Source organism: Alcanivorax sp. IL3 (genome assembly GCF_047495465.1).
GTDB classification, from domain to species: domain Bacteria; phylum Pseudomonadota; class Gammaproteobacteria; order Pseudomonadales; family Alcanivoracaceae; genus Alcanivorax; species Alcanivorax jadensis.
In genome coordinates this window covers 3500658-3516899 of sequence record NZ_CP179931.1, presented here as the reverse complement: position 1 = coordinate 3516899, position 16242 = coordinate 3500658, and the positions used below count along the sequence as shown (strand labels likewise).

Here is a 16242-nt window from a genome sequence, read left to right as displayed (position 1 = left end):
AACGCGAGATCTAGGGGCATTTATTTACCGATCGGTGTCGGGCGCCTTCTGCATCAACACCACCGGATTGTCCACCAGCGTGATGTGCCAGCCCTGCTTCCGGGCCAGCCAGGCGAAGGTGTCCGGCTGCCAGAAACACACATGGGTCGGGTCGCGGTGGTAATACCAGTGGGCAAAGGCGTTATCGTCGACCAGCCAGTGGGTCATGATGCCCAGCCAGCCGCCGGGTTTCACCAGCCGGGCGAATTGCTGCCATTCCCGTTCAGGGCGGTGCAAGTGCTCCACCACTTCCGTGCAGGTGACAAAGTCGTATTGCTGATCCAGCGGTGCCGGATCCGGGTCGTAGATCGGGTCATAGGTGCGACAGGCAAACCCGCGCTCGTTAAGCATCTGTGCCAGCGCCGGGCCCGGTCCGCAGCCGAAGTCCAGGCCGCAATCGCCGGGTTTCAGGCGCTCGCATAGCGGGTCCGCCAGCTGTGACAGAAATCGCCGATAGCCGGCGTCCCCGGGGGTATTGTCGTGATGGTCATAGTGGGCTTTTTCCGTTTCCGGGTCTGGCAGTGTGGCCGGGTCTGCAAAGATCAGCTGGCAGGTGCCGCAACGAAAAAAGTCACGGACATCCAGCTGGGCAAACGGTTGTGCGAGGTTGCCGCAGAGCGTGCAATGCCGCATATCAGCTTGATTCCAGCCACCGCTGGATGCGCGCATAAGTGCGGCTTTCCTCGATCATGGTCATATGGCCCATCTGGTAGAACAGCTCTCGGGTGAGCCCGTCGGCCTGGGGATAGAGACGCGTGGCGAGCCCGCTGTCCACGGTTACCAGCCAGTCGCCGCGGGGTTGTGGGTGGCCCGGTTCGCTGACACTGCCGGCAATGAAAAGTTGCTCCACCTGGCTATCCAGCGGCACCTTGCTGCTGGGGCGTGATTCGTCCAGGGGACGGTCCCGCCACTGGTCTTCCAGCACATAACCAAAGCGCAGGTCGCGGATGCCGTCGGAGCGCAGATTGGCCAGCCGCATCAGAGGGCGGGAGTAGGGAGTCGCGCCGAGCAGGCGGTTGGCCTGATTGCCGGCGCGTTCCAGCATGGCGCCCTGATGAGGGGAGCCCAGGCAGGCCAGGTGAGTGACCTTGTCGGTCCAGGCGTCGCCGCGCTGGCGGCCCTGATGCAGGGCGCTGCGGGCCACCAGCCCCCCCATGGAGTGGCCAATCAGGATGACCCGCCGGGGCAGGGCGGTATGGGCCAGCAGCCCGGCCAGTTTGCGGCCATTGTCGGAGATGTGCAGGCCGGTGTTATAGCGCAGATAGCGCACATCGGCTTTCATCTCACCGCGGGCCCAGTGGCTGAAGGCATCAGCCGCCGGGTTGTTCCAGCAGGCATCGTTCATACACAAGCCATGGATAAACACCACCAGGGTGTCGCCCTGCACCGGACCGGTGGGCAGTAGAGCCATCGGCAGGGAGTAGGGGCTATTCTGTTCGGCCAGCAGCTGACCGAAAATGCCGTTGACGATACTTTGCAGGTCCAGGCTGTCACGAAGTTCCCGGTTGGGGTCCGCCAGCAAGTCCGCCATGCCTGCCACATTGCCCGCCTGGCGAAAGCCGTAACGGATCAGGTTGTAGACCATCGGCGCGGGGGTGTAGTCGTTGCCGCGCAGGCCGAACGGATTGGCTACGGTGCCATGAATATCCTGCACCACCTGGGTGATTTCGTTGCCCACACGGGTAACCAGTTGCGCCAGCCCGCCCACATTTCGGCCTATTTGCTTCATGGGTTCTCCTTATCTTGCCTGCATCATAGCAGGGCGCTGCCAGTCTGTCGGAAACGACGGGCGTGGCTGCGTAAAAATCCTTCGGCGTATTGGGCTGGCAACGTAATGATTCGTAAAATGCCCGCGCTTTGCGTGTTTGTTCTTGGTGTGCGGCCCATGATGACGATACAGTCTGGATTGTCTTAATGACTGATATTTCAAGGAGTGAGTCTATGCATACTTTCGGTAAAGCAGCTTTAGCAGCATTGTTTGCCTCTTCCGCCCTGCTGGCGGGTTGCGACAGCAGCGACGGGCCGGTGGAAAAGGCCGGTGAAAAAGTGGACGAAGCGGTAGACTCCATGAACCCGCAAGGTCCCATGGAAGAAATGGGCGAAGATCTCGACAATGCCTATGATAGCGCTGAAGAATCAGCCGAGAGCATGAAAGACGCCGCCGAGCAGTAATGGCAGCGGATACATGCTGAAAAAGCCGCCTTCGGGCGGCTTTTTTTATGGGTGCCTTTCTGTCACCTGGCAGGTTGACAGCAATCTATCGATAGCTTGCTGTTCCGGTGGCGTGATCAGTAGCCGGTAGCGTTGTTTGATCTGTTGCCAGTGCTGCCCGTACTGGCACCAGTAATCCCGGTTTTCCGGTAGCCACTGGTCCGGGCTGCCCGCGCCCTTGCTGCGATTGGCGCTGGCAGAGACGGGCAACAGATTGCCCGGATCATTGGCAAACTGGCGCCGATGGCGTTCATCCCAACCATCGCCACCATGGCCGTGGGCATGGCGCAGTGGCACCAAGTGGTCGATATCCAGGTCGCCTGCGGCGGTAAAGGTCTCTCCGCTGTAGGGATCGTGCCAGCGTCCGCGGGCCACGGTGCATCGATCATCCCGGGTAAAGGTCACGGGCACCTGGCTGGTGGCAATCAGGATCTCCGCGCGGGTGTCCTGGCAGTCGCCATCCTCATCCAGCCAGTGGGGCCAGTCACTACGCTCATAGAGGCCGGAAAAGGCCCGTTGCTGTTGGCGGGCTTCCTGTTCCGCCTGTTGTTGCTGGCGATGCAGGGTCAGGCAGGGTTCACGGTGGCAGTGATACTGGTCGGTGGTCCGGTTGGTGTGGCCGCCCTGCTTGTCCAGGCCGCCGGGGTGGCTGTGGGCGAGGCTGGCGATAACGATCAGAAAGCCAGCAAAGAGTCGATTGAGCAAAAGGGAAGTCCAGAGAGCAGCAATATGATCAGGATATTACCACGCTAATATGTAGGCGATATCTTACAGTGCAAATTAAGGCAATAGTCCGATAGCAGCAAGATACAAACGGCAACGAGGCAAAACGAAATTCCACTGTGGATAGCTCCGGCTCGTCGCTAGAGTGAAGCTGCCGGGCTGTAGCCGCTTCATGCGTGCGGTTTGTCCAGGGCGTTGTTTGCAGTGCATTTTGAGTAGTAGCAGTTGCAGGAGTCTCGGCTATGGGAAGCCAAACGGAAACGGATCGGTGGCGTCAGCAGGAGTTGGCGCTTACCGCCGTAGAACATCGCCTTCAGGCGCTGGGTGAGTATCTGGCGGTATATCGCGCCAGTTATGCCTCCAGCGGTGAAGGGCGCCACTACGCCAGGGTGCGAATGCTGCGCAAGGACATTGGTCGCTTGCGGGCCTGGTGGTGGTATCTGCAGGCGACTCGTAGAGGGGCTACCTGGTTGCCGCTGTTGCACCGTGTGGTGGGGTTGCTGGCGGTGTTTGTCAGTCCGGTTCGTCGTGGTGGACGTCGTCGCCATTCTTCAGGGATGCTGCGCCACCTGACCAGCCACAGCCTGATCGAACGGGCTTATGCGGCCCTTGAGGACGATCTCCAGGGGCAGCTGCTGACCCTGCGGCTGGCCCAGTACCAGCGCCCCACGGAAAGCCGCAGTCGAGAGATCAACAGATTGCAACGACAACTGGAAGAAGTGGCTGGCCTGCGCAGCAGCGGGTTGCCCGAGCCGCGCCGGTTGACCGCCATTTGCCATCTTCTGCATCGGGTAATGACGGTGCGCCAGTGGTTGGGTCTGCAGTTACCTCTGGCTAACCTGGTGGACCGTTAATGTTGGCAGCGAATCGACTGGCCCCGGCTCTGGAAAGTCTGCCGCGGGTGTTTGCCCTGTCAGACCTGAAGCAGTTGCTGCCCGGAGAGGAAGACCAGGCGCTGGATGTGGCATTGCGTTGGCTGGAAGCTGGCGTCATCAAGCAGGTGGCGCCGCCGCGGCCGGTTTTCTTCAAGGTAATACTGGGCGAGGAACTGGATGAGGTGGATCGCTGCCGTGGCTTGTTGCGGGCTTTTCCCTCACTGGTGATGGTGGCAGGTTCGGTCCTGTGGCGGCAGGGTCTCAGTGCCCAGCGCGACACACTGCTGGAATGCTGTGTGTCGGAGAGTGAATTGAACTGCAACCTGCCGGGCGTGGCCCTGCGCTGGCGGCCACCGGCCTGGTGGGCTGCGGTGCGACAGGCCGGGGGGATTGCCGGCGATCACCACGGTGTGGCCATGCTGACCCCGGAAATGGCGTTGGCCGATGCGGCGGCATTCCGGGATGTGTGGATGCCGGATCGGGGCGCGGTGGATTGGAACCAGCTGTCTACCGCCAAACTGAGTGAGGCCACCCAGCACTTGCTGCCGCTGCGTGAGGAGGGGGGTGTCCGCACGGATTGACGGGGCCTGCCGGACTGTTATTAAATGAGAACCATTATCAGTTCTTCAGGGTTCTTTTCCCATGTGGTTTGCCGTTCTGGCCACCCTGGCCAGTGTTGTCCTTTTTTATCTTAGTGATCGCCAGCAGCGCTGGCTGGATCAGCCACTTCCGGGGCTGTCGCGGCTGCTGGCCTTGTTGTTGCTGGCTGCTTCCGCTGTCCTCTGGATGGTGACTCTGGGGATGGGTGTCGGGCTCTTTGTGGGGCTCTGGGTGTTTGCCCTGCCGGCGATGCTGTTGCCGTTGATGGCCGGGCATTACCGTGACAGCTTCCAGCGGGGGCTGCGCGGATGAGATATTTTCTGGGCGTTCTGCTCAGCCTTCCCTTGTCGTTGATGCTGATCGGGCTGCTGGCGGCGGCATTGCCGATGCCCTGGCAGGGATGGTTGGTGCTGCAACTGATTGCGGCCATCGTGCTATGGATGCTTCTGGCGTTGCTGGTGGCCCTGCCGGCAAAGACCTGGCCGCCGCTGATCGCCCTGGTGGTCGGTAACCTGGCTGCCTGGCTGGTCCTGCAGGCTACACCGCTATACGGGGTGGGCGCATGAAAGGAGAGCGTTTGCGCCGGATGATCGATCTGCATGCCTGGCTGGGCATGGCCAGCGGCCTGGCGCTGTTTGTGGCCTTTTTCGCCGGCGCCATCAATGTGTTTCACCACGAGCTGCATCACTGGCAGGAGCCACATTTCGCGGAGCAGGCCGCCACGCCCATGGGCATGGACCGGCTGCTGGAACGTGTCACCGAACAGTACCCGGATGCCCGAAAGCGTCTGTACCTGCTTCCTGACGATGACGATCCCGGTGTGATGTGGTTTGAGTCCGCCGACAGTGATTGGGTCACCGCCCACGCCACGGATTTCAATGCCGAAGGGGTGCACGAAGCGACTCCCCGCTCGGCGCTGGCGGATTTTATCAATGAACTGCATTTTGCCCTGGGTATTCCCAATCCCGGTTGGCCGATCAATATCGGCATGACATTCATGGGGCTGATTTCGGTGATGTATGGGGTCGCGCTTTTCAGCGGGCTGCTGATCCACTGGCCGAAAATCCGCAAGGAATTCTTTGCTCTCAAGCACGAGGGCAACATGCGCCGTTACTGGAAAAACCTGCACAACGTGATCGGCATTATCAGCTTCCCGTTCCATCTGATCATGTCGGTGACCGGTGCTGCCATGGGCATGTTTACCGTGGTGGCGGTGTTGCTGGGGGCGCTGGTCTTCGGGCCCCAGTTGCGCGGGGTGATCACCGAGCAAACCGAAGTGTGGTCGGCGGTGGAGAGCCAGGGCAACACCGTAATCATGCCGCGCATGGGCGATGTGCTGTCCGCCGCCCGTAATGAGCTGCCGGAACTGACCGTGGACTGGCTGGAAATCCGCGGCTATGGCGATGCCGCCGGCTGGATTGATGTGGCCGGCTCCGTGCCGGGGTATGTGGGGCATCATGCCCATGTGGTGCTGGACCCGACTCTGGGGCCGTTGCGCGTGATTGCGCCGGGGCAGCGCAGCCTCAACTTTGCCAGCCTGTCACCGGTTTACTCCCTGCACTTCGGTGATTACGGCGGCCTGCTGGTAAAACTGTTGTATTTCCTCCTGGGGCTGCTGGGCTCGCTACTGTTTGTCTCCGGCAATATTCTCTGGTGCGAGCGCCGTTCGGATCGCACCGGCCCGGGGCGATCCTCGGCCTTTCTGTTGCGCCTGACTCTGGGGGTCTGTGCGGGTGTGGTGATCGGCGTTGCTTTCAGCTTCCTGGTCAGCAAGCTGTTGCCGCATACCCCGTTGAGCGGGCTGGTGGCCCTGGCTGAACGGGGTGTGTTTGCCGTGATTCTGGTGTTGCTGGTGGCTTGGAGTCTGCGCGCGTCGCCGCTGCGATTCAGCAGTCAGATGCTTCGTGTTGCGCCGTTCTGCTATCTCTCCATACCCCTGTTGCAGACGGTACTGGAAGGCAGCCATGCCTGGCTGGAAGCGGATAACCGGCTGATCAATCTGGTATTGCTGGCCGTGGCGGCCTGCCTGTGGGTGGTGCGCCGCCAGTTCCGCAAGCGGATACGTCAGGCCGAGCCCCATCCGTTGTGGGTGGGTAAGGTCTCCGAGGGCGATCCCAGGCACCTGACCGACACCGAGCGGGAAGCCGATGCGGTGGCCTCGGATTCAGCCAGGTAACGAAGACGCTTGCACAAAAAAAGGGCCGGAATATCCGGCCCTTTTTTGTTGGCGATAGGCTCCCTCACTTCAGAAGCGATAGGTCGCCTGCAGGCTCAGGCCGTGGGCGCTGTTTTCAAACTCCGCCCGGTAGCTGGATTGATCCACCTTGCCTTTCTTCTCTTGCAGATACGCGTATGCCGCATCCAGGGTCAGGTCGGCGGTGGGGCTCCAGCCGGCGCCCAGGGTGAAGATGTCCCGGTCGCTGACCGGAATCCGCACGGTGCGGTGGGCATCGTTGGTGGGCGAGTTGTCCCGGGCGTAGCCGGCACGCACCACCCATTGCGGGTTCAGCTGGTAGGCGCCGCCGAAGGCAACTGCCCAGGTGTCTTCCCATTTCAGCTCTTCGGAAATGGTGGCGAAGCTGCCCGCGTAGGCCGGGTGTACGCCGCTGTTGTTCACTTCAATACCCCTCAGGCGGCTCCAGCGGGTCCAGGTGGTGCCCAGGTTCAGAGTCAGTTTGTCGGTGGCCCGGAAGCTGACGGAGGTATCCACGGATTCCGGCATGGTGATGTCCAGTTCTGCATCGTAGCTGCCATTGAGCCCGGGCAGGCCGGTGGGAATCATCGGGTTGGGTGGGATCGGGCCCAGCATGCCGTTGGCGCCACTGACCTTGGTGCGACCTTCCAGTGAGTAGTCAGTCTTGGAGTGATAGGTCAGGCCCCAGTCCAGCCGGTCGTTCACTGCTACCAGCAGGCCCAGGGTATAGCCCACGGCCAGATCGTCGCCTTCGATATCCACCTCGGCATCGCCGCTGCCGGGAATTGGGCCGGGCACGGCCGCGTTCGGAACATTGCTGCTCAGGGCACCGTCGATGCGGTTGAAGGTGGGGCCAAAGCCTACGGATACCTTGTCGGTGAAGGCGTAGCTCAGGGTGGGCTGGATGGTGACCACCTGCACTTCACTTTTCAGGCCGTTGTAGCGGCCTTGCCAGCCATCCTCGTAATCACTGATGACGCCAAAGGGGGCGTACACGCCGATGCCGGCATGCCATTGGTTGTTGAGCGGGGTGACGTAATAGCCAAACGGAATGGTGGTGAAGGGCACCATGTCACCGTCGTTGCTGCCGCCTTGGCCCAGTTTTCCCTGGGGGTTACGGATGTCGGTGCTGGCGTCAATAAAGGCCAGGCCGCCGCTGATCTCGGCGCGCTTCAGGCGGCTCATGCCGGCCGGGTTGCCATACAGGGTGCTGGCGTTGGCGGCGCTGGAAGCGCGACCGGCGTAGGCGGAGCCGGCGCTGCTGGCGCTTTGTTCGTTGAGGGCCAGGCCATTGGCCAGGGCCTGGCTGGAAGCCGCGGCAATGGCTGCTGCCAGCAGGACGTTGTTCGAATACTTCATGATAGCTTTCCCGAGTTGTTTTTTGCGCGCGCAAGTTAACATTCAGATACAAATTATTACAGGTTGTTTATCGTCAATATCGCCGAAAAAACAGGATAAAAGCGTCATTAATATGGAAACATGATGTTTATTGTTGTGAAGGTGGTTCGGGAATAAATTGATTGTTTACCGCTGTTTGGCTCTGCGTGTGAGGGCTTGCTGGTGTTGCGGAATGGTGGAATGAGGGACAGTCAGCGTGGGCGGGAGGAAACCCGTTTCGGCGCCATTCAGGTATTTGCGGATGCAATGGTCGGGACTGCGAGGAGGAATGGGCGCGGCAATGGATGGTGCTGCCGCGCCGGAATGGGACAATGGAGAATTTGCTGTTGCCAGAGGCAGGCTGTCCGCCTTGCCAGGGATCTACAGGCCGGGACGTCTGCCGGGCTGGTTAACGGCCTTGCGGGTGAATATCCCGATGATGGGCGTGCCCTGATCCTGCAGAATCGGCTCGATGTCCCGGTGCAGGGCGTGGTACCGGTAAAACGGCACTCGTGGGAACAAGTGATGGATGGAATGCAGGTTCTGGCCCAGCCAGAACCACTCCAGCGGTTTCATCCAGCGGGGCATGATCAGGCTGTTGGTATTGCGATAGCGCTCACTGACCTTGTAGGGGTGATGCGGACGATAGGCAAACCAGTAGGCGGTGAAGAGTCCGCCGGTGTAGTAGCCGAGCAGAATCACCGCCACCGTGCCGGGCTGGTCCACCATGACCAGAAAGGCAATCCGCCAGCCCAGTGAGACCACCAGCTCGGCGCAATAAATCAGTTTTTCCTTCAGCGACGCGTTGCCCCAGCTGTGCTGAACAAAAAACGTATTCTGCACCCACTGGAAACGCAGGCCTGCGGCCAGCAAACCCAGTGGACCTTTCTGCATTCCGCTGATAATGAAGTCCGGGTCCTTGTCCGGCTGGTTGGTGTAGCGGTGGTGGGTAAAGTGTTCGATGCGGTGGGAGGCATAGGGAATCGCAATGATCGGAGCCACCAGGTACCCGCACAGATCGTTGATCCATTTATGACTGTCATTCTGCCCGTGGATGTTGCCGTGGGCCGCCTCATGCAGCGGCGTATAGGACATATAGGTCAGCGCTGCCACCAAGAGATAAGCACCCCAGGCCGGCAGGGAGCCGCTGGCAAACAGAGAGAGTGTGGCAACAAATGCGGCTACCACGGCCAGGGTCAGTAATATTGTCGGCCAGGCGGTTTTCCCCATATAGTGCTTGGCGCAGGCAATGGCCTGCTTGTTCAGTGTGGCCGAATCCATGGTGTCGCCTCTTGTTGGTTTCATCAGGCTCAACACTACGGTGCTCCCACAACAACCAGAATAGCCGCCGTGGCCAATCGCCCTGCATAAGTGGCCAGAGTGTGGCGGGGCGGTATCTGCGGGACGGGCAATGCAGCATTCAGACGACAAGCTTCATCCGGTGGCCATCAGTCAGGTCATGCTCAACTTCGCCCAGCGACATGGCATCGACCGGCAAACCTGCCTGCTCGGCACCGGTATTGCCGACGAAGCCTTGTCCAGTGGCGAGGGTCTGGTTACCCGCACCCAGGAAATGCGCCTGATCGAAAATCTCATGCTGGCCCTGCCGGCAGCCGGAGTGGGCGGTTTTGAGCTGGGTCGGCAATACAACCTGGCCACCTTCGGGGTATGGGGATTCGCCCTGCGCACCTGCAAGACCCTGCGCGATGCCGCCGCCCTGGGCGTACGTTACCTGCCGTTGAGCACGGCCTACTGCCGGATTACGGTCTGTGAGCAGGGCGATACGTTCGGCGTGACATTCGATCCTGACCCGATACCGGCGCGCCTGCGCCAGTTTTTGCTCGAGCGAGACATGGCTACCGCCCTCAATCTGGTCAGGGAAATCACGCTTCAGGGGGTGGCGTTTACGGGTATCGAGTTCACTGGCGAACCGGATGTGGCGGCGTCCGCCGTGGCGGAGCTGTGCGGCGTGATGCCCACCTTTCATGCCCGCGCCAACCGTATCCTGGTCAACCGTGCCGGGGCCAACCAGCCGTTCCCCGGCTACGATCCGGTGCTAACCCGCATGCTCGAGCAGCAGTGTCGGCAGTGTATGGACACCGTGGAAAGCAGTGGCGTCGCCGGCAAGGTTCGCCAGAAACTGCTCGGAGAGCTGGGCTTGGGCGCTACCCTTAACGACATGGCCAGCGAGCTGGCCCTCTCTTCCCGCAGTCTGCGTCGCAAACTGGAACAGGAAGGCACCAGCTACCGCGACCTGGTTGAGGAGGAGCGCCGCCAACTGGCCTTGCAGCTGCTCAGCAACACCACCATGAAAATCGAAGAGATCGCCGCCCATCTGGCCTATACCGATGCCGGCGGCTTTGTTCGTGCCTTTCGGCGCTGGCAGGGCTGCTCGCCCAGTGAGTACAGGGGGGATTTGCCTGGGTGAAATCCACCGTGGGACACAAAAAAGGGGCCTCCCAGTAAGGAGGCCCCTTTCTTTTATATGGCACGCCCGAGAGGATTCGAACCTCTGACCTTTGCCTCCGGAGGGCAACGCTCTATCCAGCTGAGCTACGGGCGCAAAACCTGTTGCAGTCGACCGGATGAGGTTGGTCAGTTCCGACGATCTGCAGATGAAGAACTTGGGGGTTCAACGGGCGCGAATGATAGCCGGTTGTGGCGTTGGCGTCCATGGATGGGATGCATTGTGGGCGCAGATGCTTATAATCTGCGCGCGCCGTGTGATCACGGCAGTCATTTCGCGGCAGTCTGCCTCTTTCGGGTTTCCGGTAGTGCTGTTTCCCCAACGAGCCCGTGTCTGTGACCAGACAAGTGTATCGGAGGAAACAGGATGAACCTGTACTGGATTGTGCTATTACTGGCAGTGATCGTGGAAATTGCCTGGGCCATGAGCCTCAAATGGATTCAGGTGCAGCCTGGGGTGGCGTCCATCGGCACGGCGCTGGTGCTCACCGCCCTGAACATGCTGATGCTGTCCTATGCCATGAAAGGCATTCCGGTGGGTACCGCCTATGCGGTCTGGACCGGGCTCGGAGCGGTGGGCATTACTGTGTTGGGTATTCTGTTCTTCAAGGACCCGGCGAGCCTGTCACGGTTGGCCTTCATGGGGCTGGTGGTGGTCGGCATTATCGGCCTCAAGCTGACCGCATCGCCGGCCTGATGACGAGTTTGGGCTCGCACGCGTGTGCCGTCCATTTTACAATCTTTTCCCGTGAATCCCCCGATAAATCGGTACCCTCTGCGGGCAGATGTTGGCCGCCAACTGATGGAGAAAACTGTGCGCATTGCTTATCTGGAAGATGACATGGCTCAGGCTGAGCTTGTCACTCACTGGCTTAAGGAAGCGGGTCATAACTGTATTCACCTGGCCAGCGGGCGCGAGTTCATGTCCCTGTTGCGGCGCGACACCTTCGACATTCTGGTGCTCGATTGGGAAGTGCCGGATATGAATGGCTACGCCGTGCTGGAGGAAGTTCGGGCCAGCGGTAACCGCACCCCGGTGCTGTTTGCCACTCAGCGGGACGATGAGTCTTCCATTGTGGGAGCACTCAGCCAGGGTGCGGACGATTATATGGTCAAGCCTACCAAGCAAGCGGAATTGCTGGCCCGGATAGCCGCGTTAGGGCGCCGGGCGGGGGTATCGGATATGGATGATGACACTGCCCTGACTGTGGGGCCCTGGACGGTGGACCGGTCGCGGCGGCAGATCCTGCTGGCGGACGAGCCGGTGAAGCTGACCGATAAGGATTATGAGCTTGCCAGCTATCTGTTCCAGAATGTGGGCAAGCTGATGAGTCGGGCCCACCTGCTCGAAAAGGTCTGGGGTATCATGACTCCGATCGAATCTCGTACTGTGGATGTGCATATCAGCCGCATCCGTCGCAGCCTGCAGATACGCCCGGAGCAGGGTTACCGCATCAAGACGGTTTACCAGCATGGTTACCGCCTGGAGCCGATTGAGGAATAACGCTATGAGGGTCTGGTTGTGTGCAGCCTTGCTGCTGGGGCTGACGACTGCCGCAGCAGCATCCGACGACTGGCATTACACCCTGCGACCGGGGGATACCCTGTGGAAGGTCTGCCAGCAGTTTGCCCAGGAGCCGGCGGCATGCTGGCGGGATCTGGCCAGCCATAATTCGCTGAAAAACCCTCATAGTGTCGAACCGGGTCAGAACCTTCTTGTGCCCATTGCCTGGCTCAAGGAAAAGCCTATTCCTGCGCGGCTTGTCGCCGTTAGCGGTGAAGTCATGCTGTACCCCGCGGCGGGTGGCGAGGCGCGGCAAGTGCAGAGTGGCGAGACAGTCGCCTTTGGCGACGCGCTGGAAACTGCTACCGGTGCCAGTGCCCGGCTACAGTTTGCCGACCAGTCCGAGGTGGTGATCAAGCCTGGCAGCCTGCTGGTGGTCAACCGCTATCGCCGTTTCCTGGATCAGCAGGGCGAGCAGACCGAGCTACGTCTGCAGCGCGGTAATATCCGCAACACGGTAACCCCGGCCAGTAACGACGATCGAACCTTCAAGGTCTTCACTCCTGGCGCGGTGGCGGCGGTGCGTGGTACCGAGTATTACCTCAGCGTGGACGCGGGTGAGACCACCCGCAACGAAGTCGTAGAGGGTCGGGTGGATGTCAGTGCCCGGGGCACCCGCCGTGATGTGCAAGCCGGTTTCGCCACCCTGGCCCGGCTCGACCAGCCGCCCATTGAGCCGGTGCCTCTGCTGCCGGCCCCGGCGGTGGAGCTGGTAGTGACCCACGAGGATGTAACGGCGGCGTGGCCTACCCAGGCGGATGCGGCCAGCTACTGGCTGGAGTGGTATCGCCAGCGGGATGCGTTGTTGTTGGGCCAGGCATCCTTGCAGACCGGCCACTGGCAACAGGATCTACCGGCAGGCGATTACCGTCTGCTGGTACGTGCGGTGGATGAAAACGGCCTGCGTGGCCACGAAAGCTGGATCAACTTCTCCATTGAGCCTGAGCCGCCGGTAGAGCCGGAAAAAGAGTCAAAATGGGACCTGTGGGTCTTTCTGGGCGGGGCCGCGTTGTTGCTGGCGCTGTAACGGATGCGCTCACGCCTGAATGCCTATCAGCGTCGCTATCTGGCTGAACATATATCCGTGCTTTTTCTTGTGGTCGGCCTGTGCGCCCTGCTGAGTCTCAGCGGGGCCTTGTCCTTCGTTGACCGCTACATCTACGACAACCTTCTCAAAACCCTCCCGGACGACCCGTCCCCGGATCTGGTTATCGTCGGTATTGACGAATACAGCCTGCGGGAAATCGGTCGCTGGCCCTGGGATCGCAAGGTTCACGCCCAATTAATCAACCGTCTCACCGAGATGGGCGCGCGGGCGATCCTGGTGGACCTGATCCTGTCCGAGCCGGACCGCAACAACCCGGATTCCGATCAGGCCCTGGTGCAGGCCATGGCGGCCAATGGCCATGTCTACCTGCCGGTGCACGTGGAGCAACTGCGGGCCGGTGGCCAGCTCATCGAAGTCTTGCCCCACGCACCGTTCGCCCGGGCCGCAGCTGGACTTGGGCACGTGGATCTGGAGCTGGACAGCGACGGGGTGGCCCGCTCTGTGTACATGCGCTCGGGTATCGGTCAGGCCTGGTGGCCGCATATCACCCAGACCCTGCTGATCCAGGAAGGGATGCTGTCGGAGAATACCTTCCCGGCCGACAAGGGCGAGGAATTCTCCGGGCTGGCCAATGTGCGTCGCTACCACCGTTATGTGCCCTTTGTCAGCGGCCCCAACAGCTACCCGCAGGTGTCCGCGGTGGAGTTGCTGAATAACCTGATTCCGGAACAGCTGATCCGCGACAAGATCGTGCTGATTGGTGCCACCGCCGCCGGTTTGGGTGACATGCTGCCCACGCCCATGGCCAGCCAGGGCGAGTTGATGGCCGGGGTGGAGGTCAACGCCAATCTGCTGGATGCACTGCGCTCGGACCGGTTGATCCGGGAGCTTCCCATGAGCAGTGTGCTGGTGCTGGGGGCGGCACTGGCGTTGTTGGCGCCGCTGTTGCTGCCCTATGTGCTGCCGCGCTGGAGTATTCCTCTGGTGGCCGGGGTGATTCTGCTCTGTCTGCTCACCAGCATGGTGGTGTTGGTCGTGTTGCGGCTGTGGTTCCCGCCTTCCGGGGCCATGGCCGCGGCATTGATGGGCTATCCGTTGTGGACCTGGCGGCGCCTGGAATATTCCCTGTCCTATATGCGTCATGCCCTGGAGCGGTTGTCCGAATACAGCGATTTGAATCAGCGTCTCACCCGGCCGTCCACCCTGGAGCAGATGGGGCGCATGTTCGATCAGGTGCTGCCCGTGCGTGCCTGGCGATTGCTGGGTGGGGAAAAGCCCTGGCGCGGTGGCGACAGCCTGCCGGCTGCCACCTGGAAAGGATCGCTGGCGCGCCAGTACCGCTTCAAGCATGAGGGGCGTCGTTATGAACTGGACCTGGTGTGGCATCAGGCTTTGCATGCGGATACCTACGACTACTGGGTACGGGCCATGTTGCTGCGTGTGCGTACCCTTGCCCCCAACGTAGGGGCCCGCTATGAGGTGCTGGAAAAACACATCGACCGGCTGCGCCGGGAAGAAGCGCGGCAAGAGGCGCTGACGCGTTTCTTCCAGGTGACCCTGGCGCAGATCCGCGAAGGGGTTGTCATCGCTGATGCCTGCGGTGTGATCGTCTACGCCAATCCCCAGGCCTCTTTCCTGCTCGGTCTGGAAATGGGAGCACTGGATGTGGGGCAGCCCATGGTCACTGATCTGGGCCGGGAGCTGGACCTGCGCGAGCACAGCTGGGACGAGCTGTTGCGCCAGTCCCTGGCCGAAGGGCGCACCCAGCTGGAATGCCGCAATCGCCAGGGCGCTGACCTCTACCTGGATATCCTGCTGGTGCACGCCGGTGATAACCCGGGGCGAATGATGATCATCTCGTTCAAGGACATCAGCGACGTGAAGCAGGCCCTGCGGGCTCGCTCGGAGATGCTGGATTTCCTCTCCCACGACCTGCGCTCGCCGATGGTATCGGTGCTGGCGCTCACCGAGAAAATGCGTCAGCAGGGCGATGGGCAGTCCCTGGAAGGCTTTCTGGACAATGTGCAGCACTATGCCCAGCGCAACCTGAGTATCGCCGAGCAGTTCCTGCAGCTGGCCCGGGTAGAAGCGGTAGAAACCGTGGAAATGAACGAGCAGGACATGCTCGATGTGGTGGAGAGCGCCATCGACATGGTGCAAATCCAGGCCCAGCAGGCCGATATCATCCTGCGCTTTGATTATGACCCTCATCAGGAGGTCTGGGTGCTGGGGAATAACGAATTGCTCGAGCGGTTAATGGTGAATTTGCTCACCAATGCCATCAAGTACAGCCATGCGGGCAGTTCCGTGGATGTGCGCTTGTATGCCCGGGAGGAAGCCGTGCTCTGCGAGGTGCGCGATCGGGGTGTGGGCATTCCGCCGGAATTCCTGGAGCGGTTGTTCCAGCGCTTCAGCCGTGCCAGCACCAGCGGGGGCGCCCGCACACGCGGCGCGGGCATGGGGCTGCGCTTCGTCAAGGTAGTGACTGAACGCCACGGCGGTGACATTCAGGTGGATAGTGTGCCAAACGAAGGTAGCCGCTTCACCCTGTCATTACCTCGGGTGGAGATAGACTAAATCAGGTCATGTAACAGCAAGCGTTTTGTCCCCACGCCCTGAGCGGGTATAATCCCGCCGCAGCGCCCTCGGGCGAATCACAGAGAATAGAGGTGGAATCGTGAAAAAGATGCTGACTGCCAGCCTGGTCCTGGTCGCTACCCTGTTTGCCGCCGGTAGCGTGGCTGCCAAGAGCGCCAAGGAAATTTCCCCGTATCCGCTGGGTGAGCGTTCTGTATTCAGTGAGCGCGCCATTGCCGAGCGTCTTCAGCCGGTGGGTTCTGTGTGTGTCGAGGGTGAAGATTGTGGCACCGCTGCCGCAGCCGAAGAGCAAGTGGCCAGTGGCCCCCGCAGCGGTGAGCAAGTGCACCAGTCTGCCTGTGCGGCCTGTCATACCACTGGTGCTGCCGGTGCCCCGAAGACCGGCGATTCCGCTGCCTGGGGTGCGCGCATCGCCAAGGGTAATGCCACCCTGGTCAAGCACGCCATTGAAGGCTTCAACGCCATGCCGCCCAAGGGCATGTGCATGGATTGCTCTGACGACGAGATCAAGGCCGCCGTCGGGTATATGGTTGAGCAGAGCCAGTAA

17 protein-coding genes and 1 tRNA gene are annotated in these 16242 nt (G+C 61.0%); 12 read left to right on the top strand and 6 right to left on the bottom strand.

Annotation, left to right across the window (positions count from 1 at the left end; all coding sequences use genetic code 11):
- Window positions 1–24: 24 nt before the first annotated feature.
- Together ACMG4M_RS16405 and ACMG4M_RS16400 are read right to left on the bottom strand one after the other, a co-directional pair.
- On the bottom strand, window positions 25–708 hold the full coding sequence (locus ACMG4M_RS16405) for a class I SAM-dependent methyltransferase (protein ID WP_414430440.1): 684 nt from the start codon (window positions 706–708) through the stop codon (window positions 25–27).
- Complete coding sequence (locus tag ACMG4M_RS16400; protein ID WP_035248567.1) at window positions 674–1768, bottom strand: alpha/beta fold hydrolase; 1095 nt, start codon at window positions 1766–1768, stop codon at window positions 674–676. The genes ACMG4M_RS16405 and ACMG4M_RS16400 overlap by 35 nt, the downstream gene beginning before the upstream one ends.
- A gap of 212 nt (window positions 1769–1980) precedes the next feature.
- Here ACMG4M_RS16400 and ACMG4M_RS16395 point away from each other — a divergent pair, with 212 nt between their 5' ends.
- On the top strand, window positions 1981–2211 hold the full coding sequence (locus ACMG4M_RS16395) for a hypothetical protein (protein ID WP_035248566.1): 231 nt from the start codon (window positions 1981–1983) through the stop codon (window positions 2209–2211).
- 45 nt (window positions 2212–2256) lie between these two features.
- Here the strand turns inward: ACMG4M_RS16395 and ACMG4M_RS16390 are convergent, their stop codons facing one another.
- Entirely contained in the window at window positions 2257–2955 is a 699-nt protein-coding gene (locus ACMG4M_RS16390; protein ID WP_035248563.1) for an HNH endonuclease, read from the bottom strand.
- A 260-nt stretch (window positions 2956–3215) separates the two neighbouring features.
- Here ACMG4M_RS16390 and ACMG4M_RS16385 point away from each other — a divergent pair, with 260 nt between their 5' ends.
- The 5 genes from ACMG4M_RS16385 to ACMG4M_RS16365 all read left to right on the top strand — a co-directional run bounded on the left by ACMG4M_RS16385 (window position 3216) and on the right by ACMG4M_RS16365 (window position 6624).
- Window positions 3216–3827 (top strand): hypothetical protein, encoded by a 612-nt coding sequence (locus ACMG4M_RS16385; protein WP_035248561.1) that lies wholly within the window; start codon window positions 3216–3218, stop codon window positions 3825–3827.
- Window positions 3827–4429 (top strand): hypothetical protein, encoded by a 603-nt coding sequence (locus ACMG4M_RS16380; RefSeq protein ID WP_349380400.1) that lies wholly within the window; start codon window positions 3827–3829, stop codon window positions 4427–4429. Before ACMG4M_RS16385 ends, ACMG4M_RS16380 begins: the two co-directional genes overlap by 1 nt.
- A 61-nt stretch (window positions 4430–4490) precedes the next feature.
- Window positions 4491–4760, top strand: coding sequence for a hypothetical protein (locus tag ACMG4M_RS16375; RefSeq protein ID WP_272962219.1), 270 nt, complete (start codon window positions 4491–4493; stop codon window positions 4758–4760).
- Window positions 4757–5014: a hypothetical protein gene (locus ACMG4M_RS16370; protein WP_035248556.1), complete on the top strand. Its 258-nt coding sequence runs from the start codon at window positions 4757–4759 to the stop codon at window positions 5012–5014. Before ACMG4M_RS16375 ends, ACMG4M_RS16370 begins: the two co-directional genes overlap by 4 nt.
- A complete protein-coding gene (locus ACMG4M_RS16365; RefSeq protein ID WP_035248554.1) occupies window positions 5011–6624 on the top strand; it encodes a PepSY-associated TM helix domain-containing protein in 1614 nt (537 codons plus the stop codon). The genes ACMG4M_RS16370 and ACMG4M_RS16365 overlap by 4 nt, the downstream gene beginning before the upstream one ends.
- A 69-nt stretch (window positions 6625–6693) precedes the next feature.
- Here ACMG4M_RS16365 and ACMG4M_RS16360 read toward each other — a convergent pair whose 3' ends face one another.
- Entirely contained in the window at window positions 6694–8001 is a 1308-nt protein-coding gene (locus ACMG4M_RS16360; RefSeq protein ID WP_349380401.1) for an OmpP1/FadL family transporter, read from the bottom strand.
- A gap of 399 nt (window positions 8002–8400) precedes the next feature.
- Window positions 8401–9300, bottom strand: a complete 900-nt coding sequence (locus ACMG4M_RS16355; RefSeq protein ID WP_414430439.1) for a fatty acid desaturase family protein — start codon at window positions 9298–9300, stop codon at window positions 8401–8403.
- 130 nt (window positions 9301–9430) lie between these two features.
- Between ACMG4M_RS16355 and ACMG4M_RS16350 the strand changes: the two genes are divergently transcribed.
- Window positions 9431–10447: an AraC family transcriptional regulator gene (locus ACMG4M_RS16350; protein WP_414430438.1), complete on the top strand. Its 1017-nt coding sequence runs from the start codon at window positions 9431–9433 to the stop codon at window positions 10445–10447.
- A gap of 58 nt (window positions 10448–10505) precedes the next feature.
- Here ACMG4M_RS16350 and ACMG4M_RS16345 read toward each other — a convergent pair.
- Window positions 10506–10582 (bottom strand) — tRNA-Arg (locus tag ACMG4M_RS16345).
- Between the two features lie 276 nt (window positions 10583–10858).
- On the opposite strand from ACMG4M_RS16345, the gene ACMG4M_RS16340 reads away from it, so the two are divergent.
- The 5 genes from ACMG4M_RS16340 (at window position 10859) to ACMG4M_RS16320 (ending at window position 16242) form a co-directional block, all read left to right on the top strand.
- Entirely contained in the window at window positions 10859–11182 is a 324-nt protein-coding gene (locus ACMG4M_RS16340) for a DMT family transporter (RefSeq protein WP_414431148.1), read from the top strand.
- Between the two features lie 117 nt (window positions 11183–11299).
- Window positions 11300–11989, top strand: coding sequence for a response regulator transcription factor (locus ACMG4M_RS16335; protein ID WP_035248541.1), 690 nt, complete (start codon window positions 11300–11302; stop codon window positions 11987–11989).
- A 4-nt stretch (window positions 11990–11993) separates the two neighbouring features.
- Window positions 11994–13076 carry a FecR domain-containing protein gene (locus ACMG4M_RS16330; RefSeq protein WP_414430437.1) on the top strand — a complete coding sequence of 361 codons (1083 nt, stop codon included), beginning with the start codon at window positions 11994–11996 and terminating at the stop codon, window positions 13074–13076.
- A gap of 3 nt (window positions 13077–13079) precedes the next feature.
- Entirely contained in the window at window positions 13080–15674 is a 2595-nt protein-coding gene (locus ACMG4M_RS16325; RefSeq protein ID WP_414430436.1) for a CHASE2 domain-containing protein, read from the top strand.
- Window positions 15675–15783: 109 nt separating this feature from the next.
- Window positions 15784–16242 (top strand): c-type cytochrome, encoded by a 459-nt coding sequence (locus ACMG4M_RS16320; RefSeq protein WP_414431147.1) that lies wholly within the window; start codon window positions 15784–15786, stop codon window positions 16240–16242.

Coding starts and splice junctions, on each gene's coding strand:
- ACMG4M_RS16405 (WP_414430440.1), bottom strand. CDS start 708: ATGCGCGCATCCAGCGGTGGCTGGAATCAAGCTGATATGCGGCATTGC.
- ACMG4M_RS16400 (WP_035248567.1), bottom strand. CDS start 1,768: ATGAAGCAAATAGGCCGAAATGTGGGCGGGCTGGCGCAACTGGTTACC.
- ACMG4M_RS16395 (WP_035248566.1), top strand. CDS start 1,981: ATGCATACTTTCGGTAAAGCAGCTTTAGCAGCATTGTTTGCCTCTTCC.
- ACMG4M_RS16385 (WP_035248561.1), top strand. CDS start 3,216: ATGGGAAGCCAAACGGAAACGGATCGGTGGCGTCAGCAGGAGTTGGCG.
- ACMG4M_RS16380 (WP_349380400.1), top strand. CDS start 3,827: ATGTTGGCAGCGAATCGACTGGCCCCGGCTCTGGAAAGTCTGCCGCGG.
- ACMG4M_RS16375 (WP_272962219.1), top strand. CDS start 4,491: ATGTGGTTTGCCGTTCTGGCCACCCTGGCCAGTGTTGTCCTTTTTTAT.
- ACMG4M_RS16370 (WP_035248556.1), top strand. CDS start 4,757: ATGAGATATTTTCTGGGCGTTCTGCTCAGCCTTCCCTTGTCGTTGATG.
- ACMG4M_RS16365 (WP_035248554.1), top strand. CDS start 5,011: ATGAAAGGAGAGCGTTTGCGCCGGATGATCGATCTGCATGCCTGGCTG.
- ACMG4M_RS16360 (WP_349380401.1), bottom strand. CDS start 8,001: ATGAAGTATTCGAACAACGTCCTGCTGGCAGCAGCCATTGCCGCGGCT.
- ACMG4M_RS16355 (WP_414430439.1), bottom strand. CDS start 9,300: ATGGATTCGGCCACACTGAACAAGCAGGCCATTGCCTGCGCCAAGCAC.
- ACMG4M_RS16350 (WP_414430438.1), top strand. CDS start 9,431: ATGCAGCATTCAGACGACAAGCTTCATCCGGTGGCCATCAGTCAGGTC.
- ACMG4M_RS16330 (WP_414430437.1), top strand. CDS start 11,994: ATGAGGGTCTGGTTGTGTGCAGCCTTGCTGCTGGGGCTGACGACTGCC.
- ACMG4M_RS16325 (WP_414430436.1), top strand. CDS start 13,080: ATGCGCTCACGCCTGAATGCCTATCAGCGTCGCTATCTGGCTGAACAT.
- ACMG4M_RS16320 (WP_414431147.1), top strand. CDS start 15,784: ATGCTGACTGCCAGCCTGGTCCTGGTCGCTACCCTGTTTGCCGCCGGT.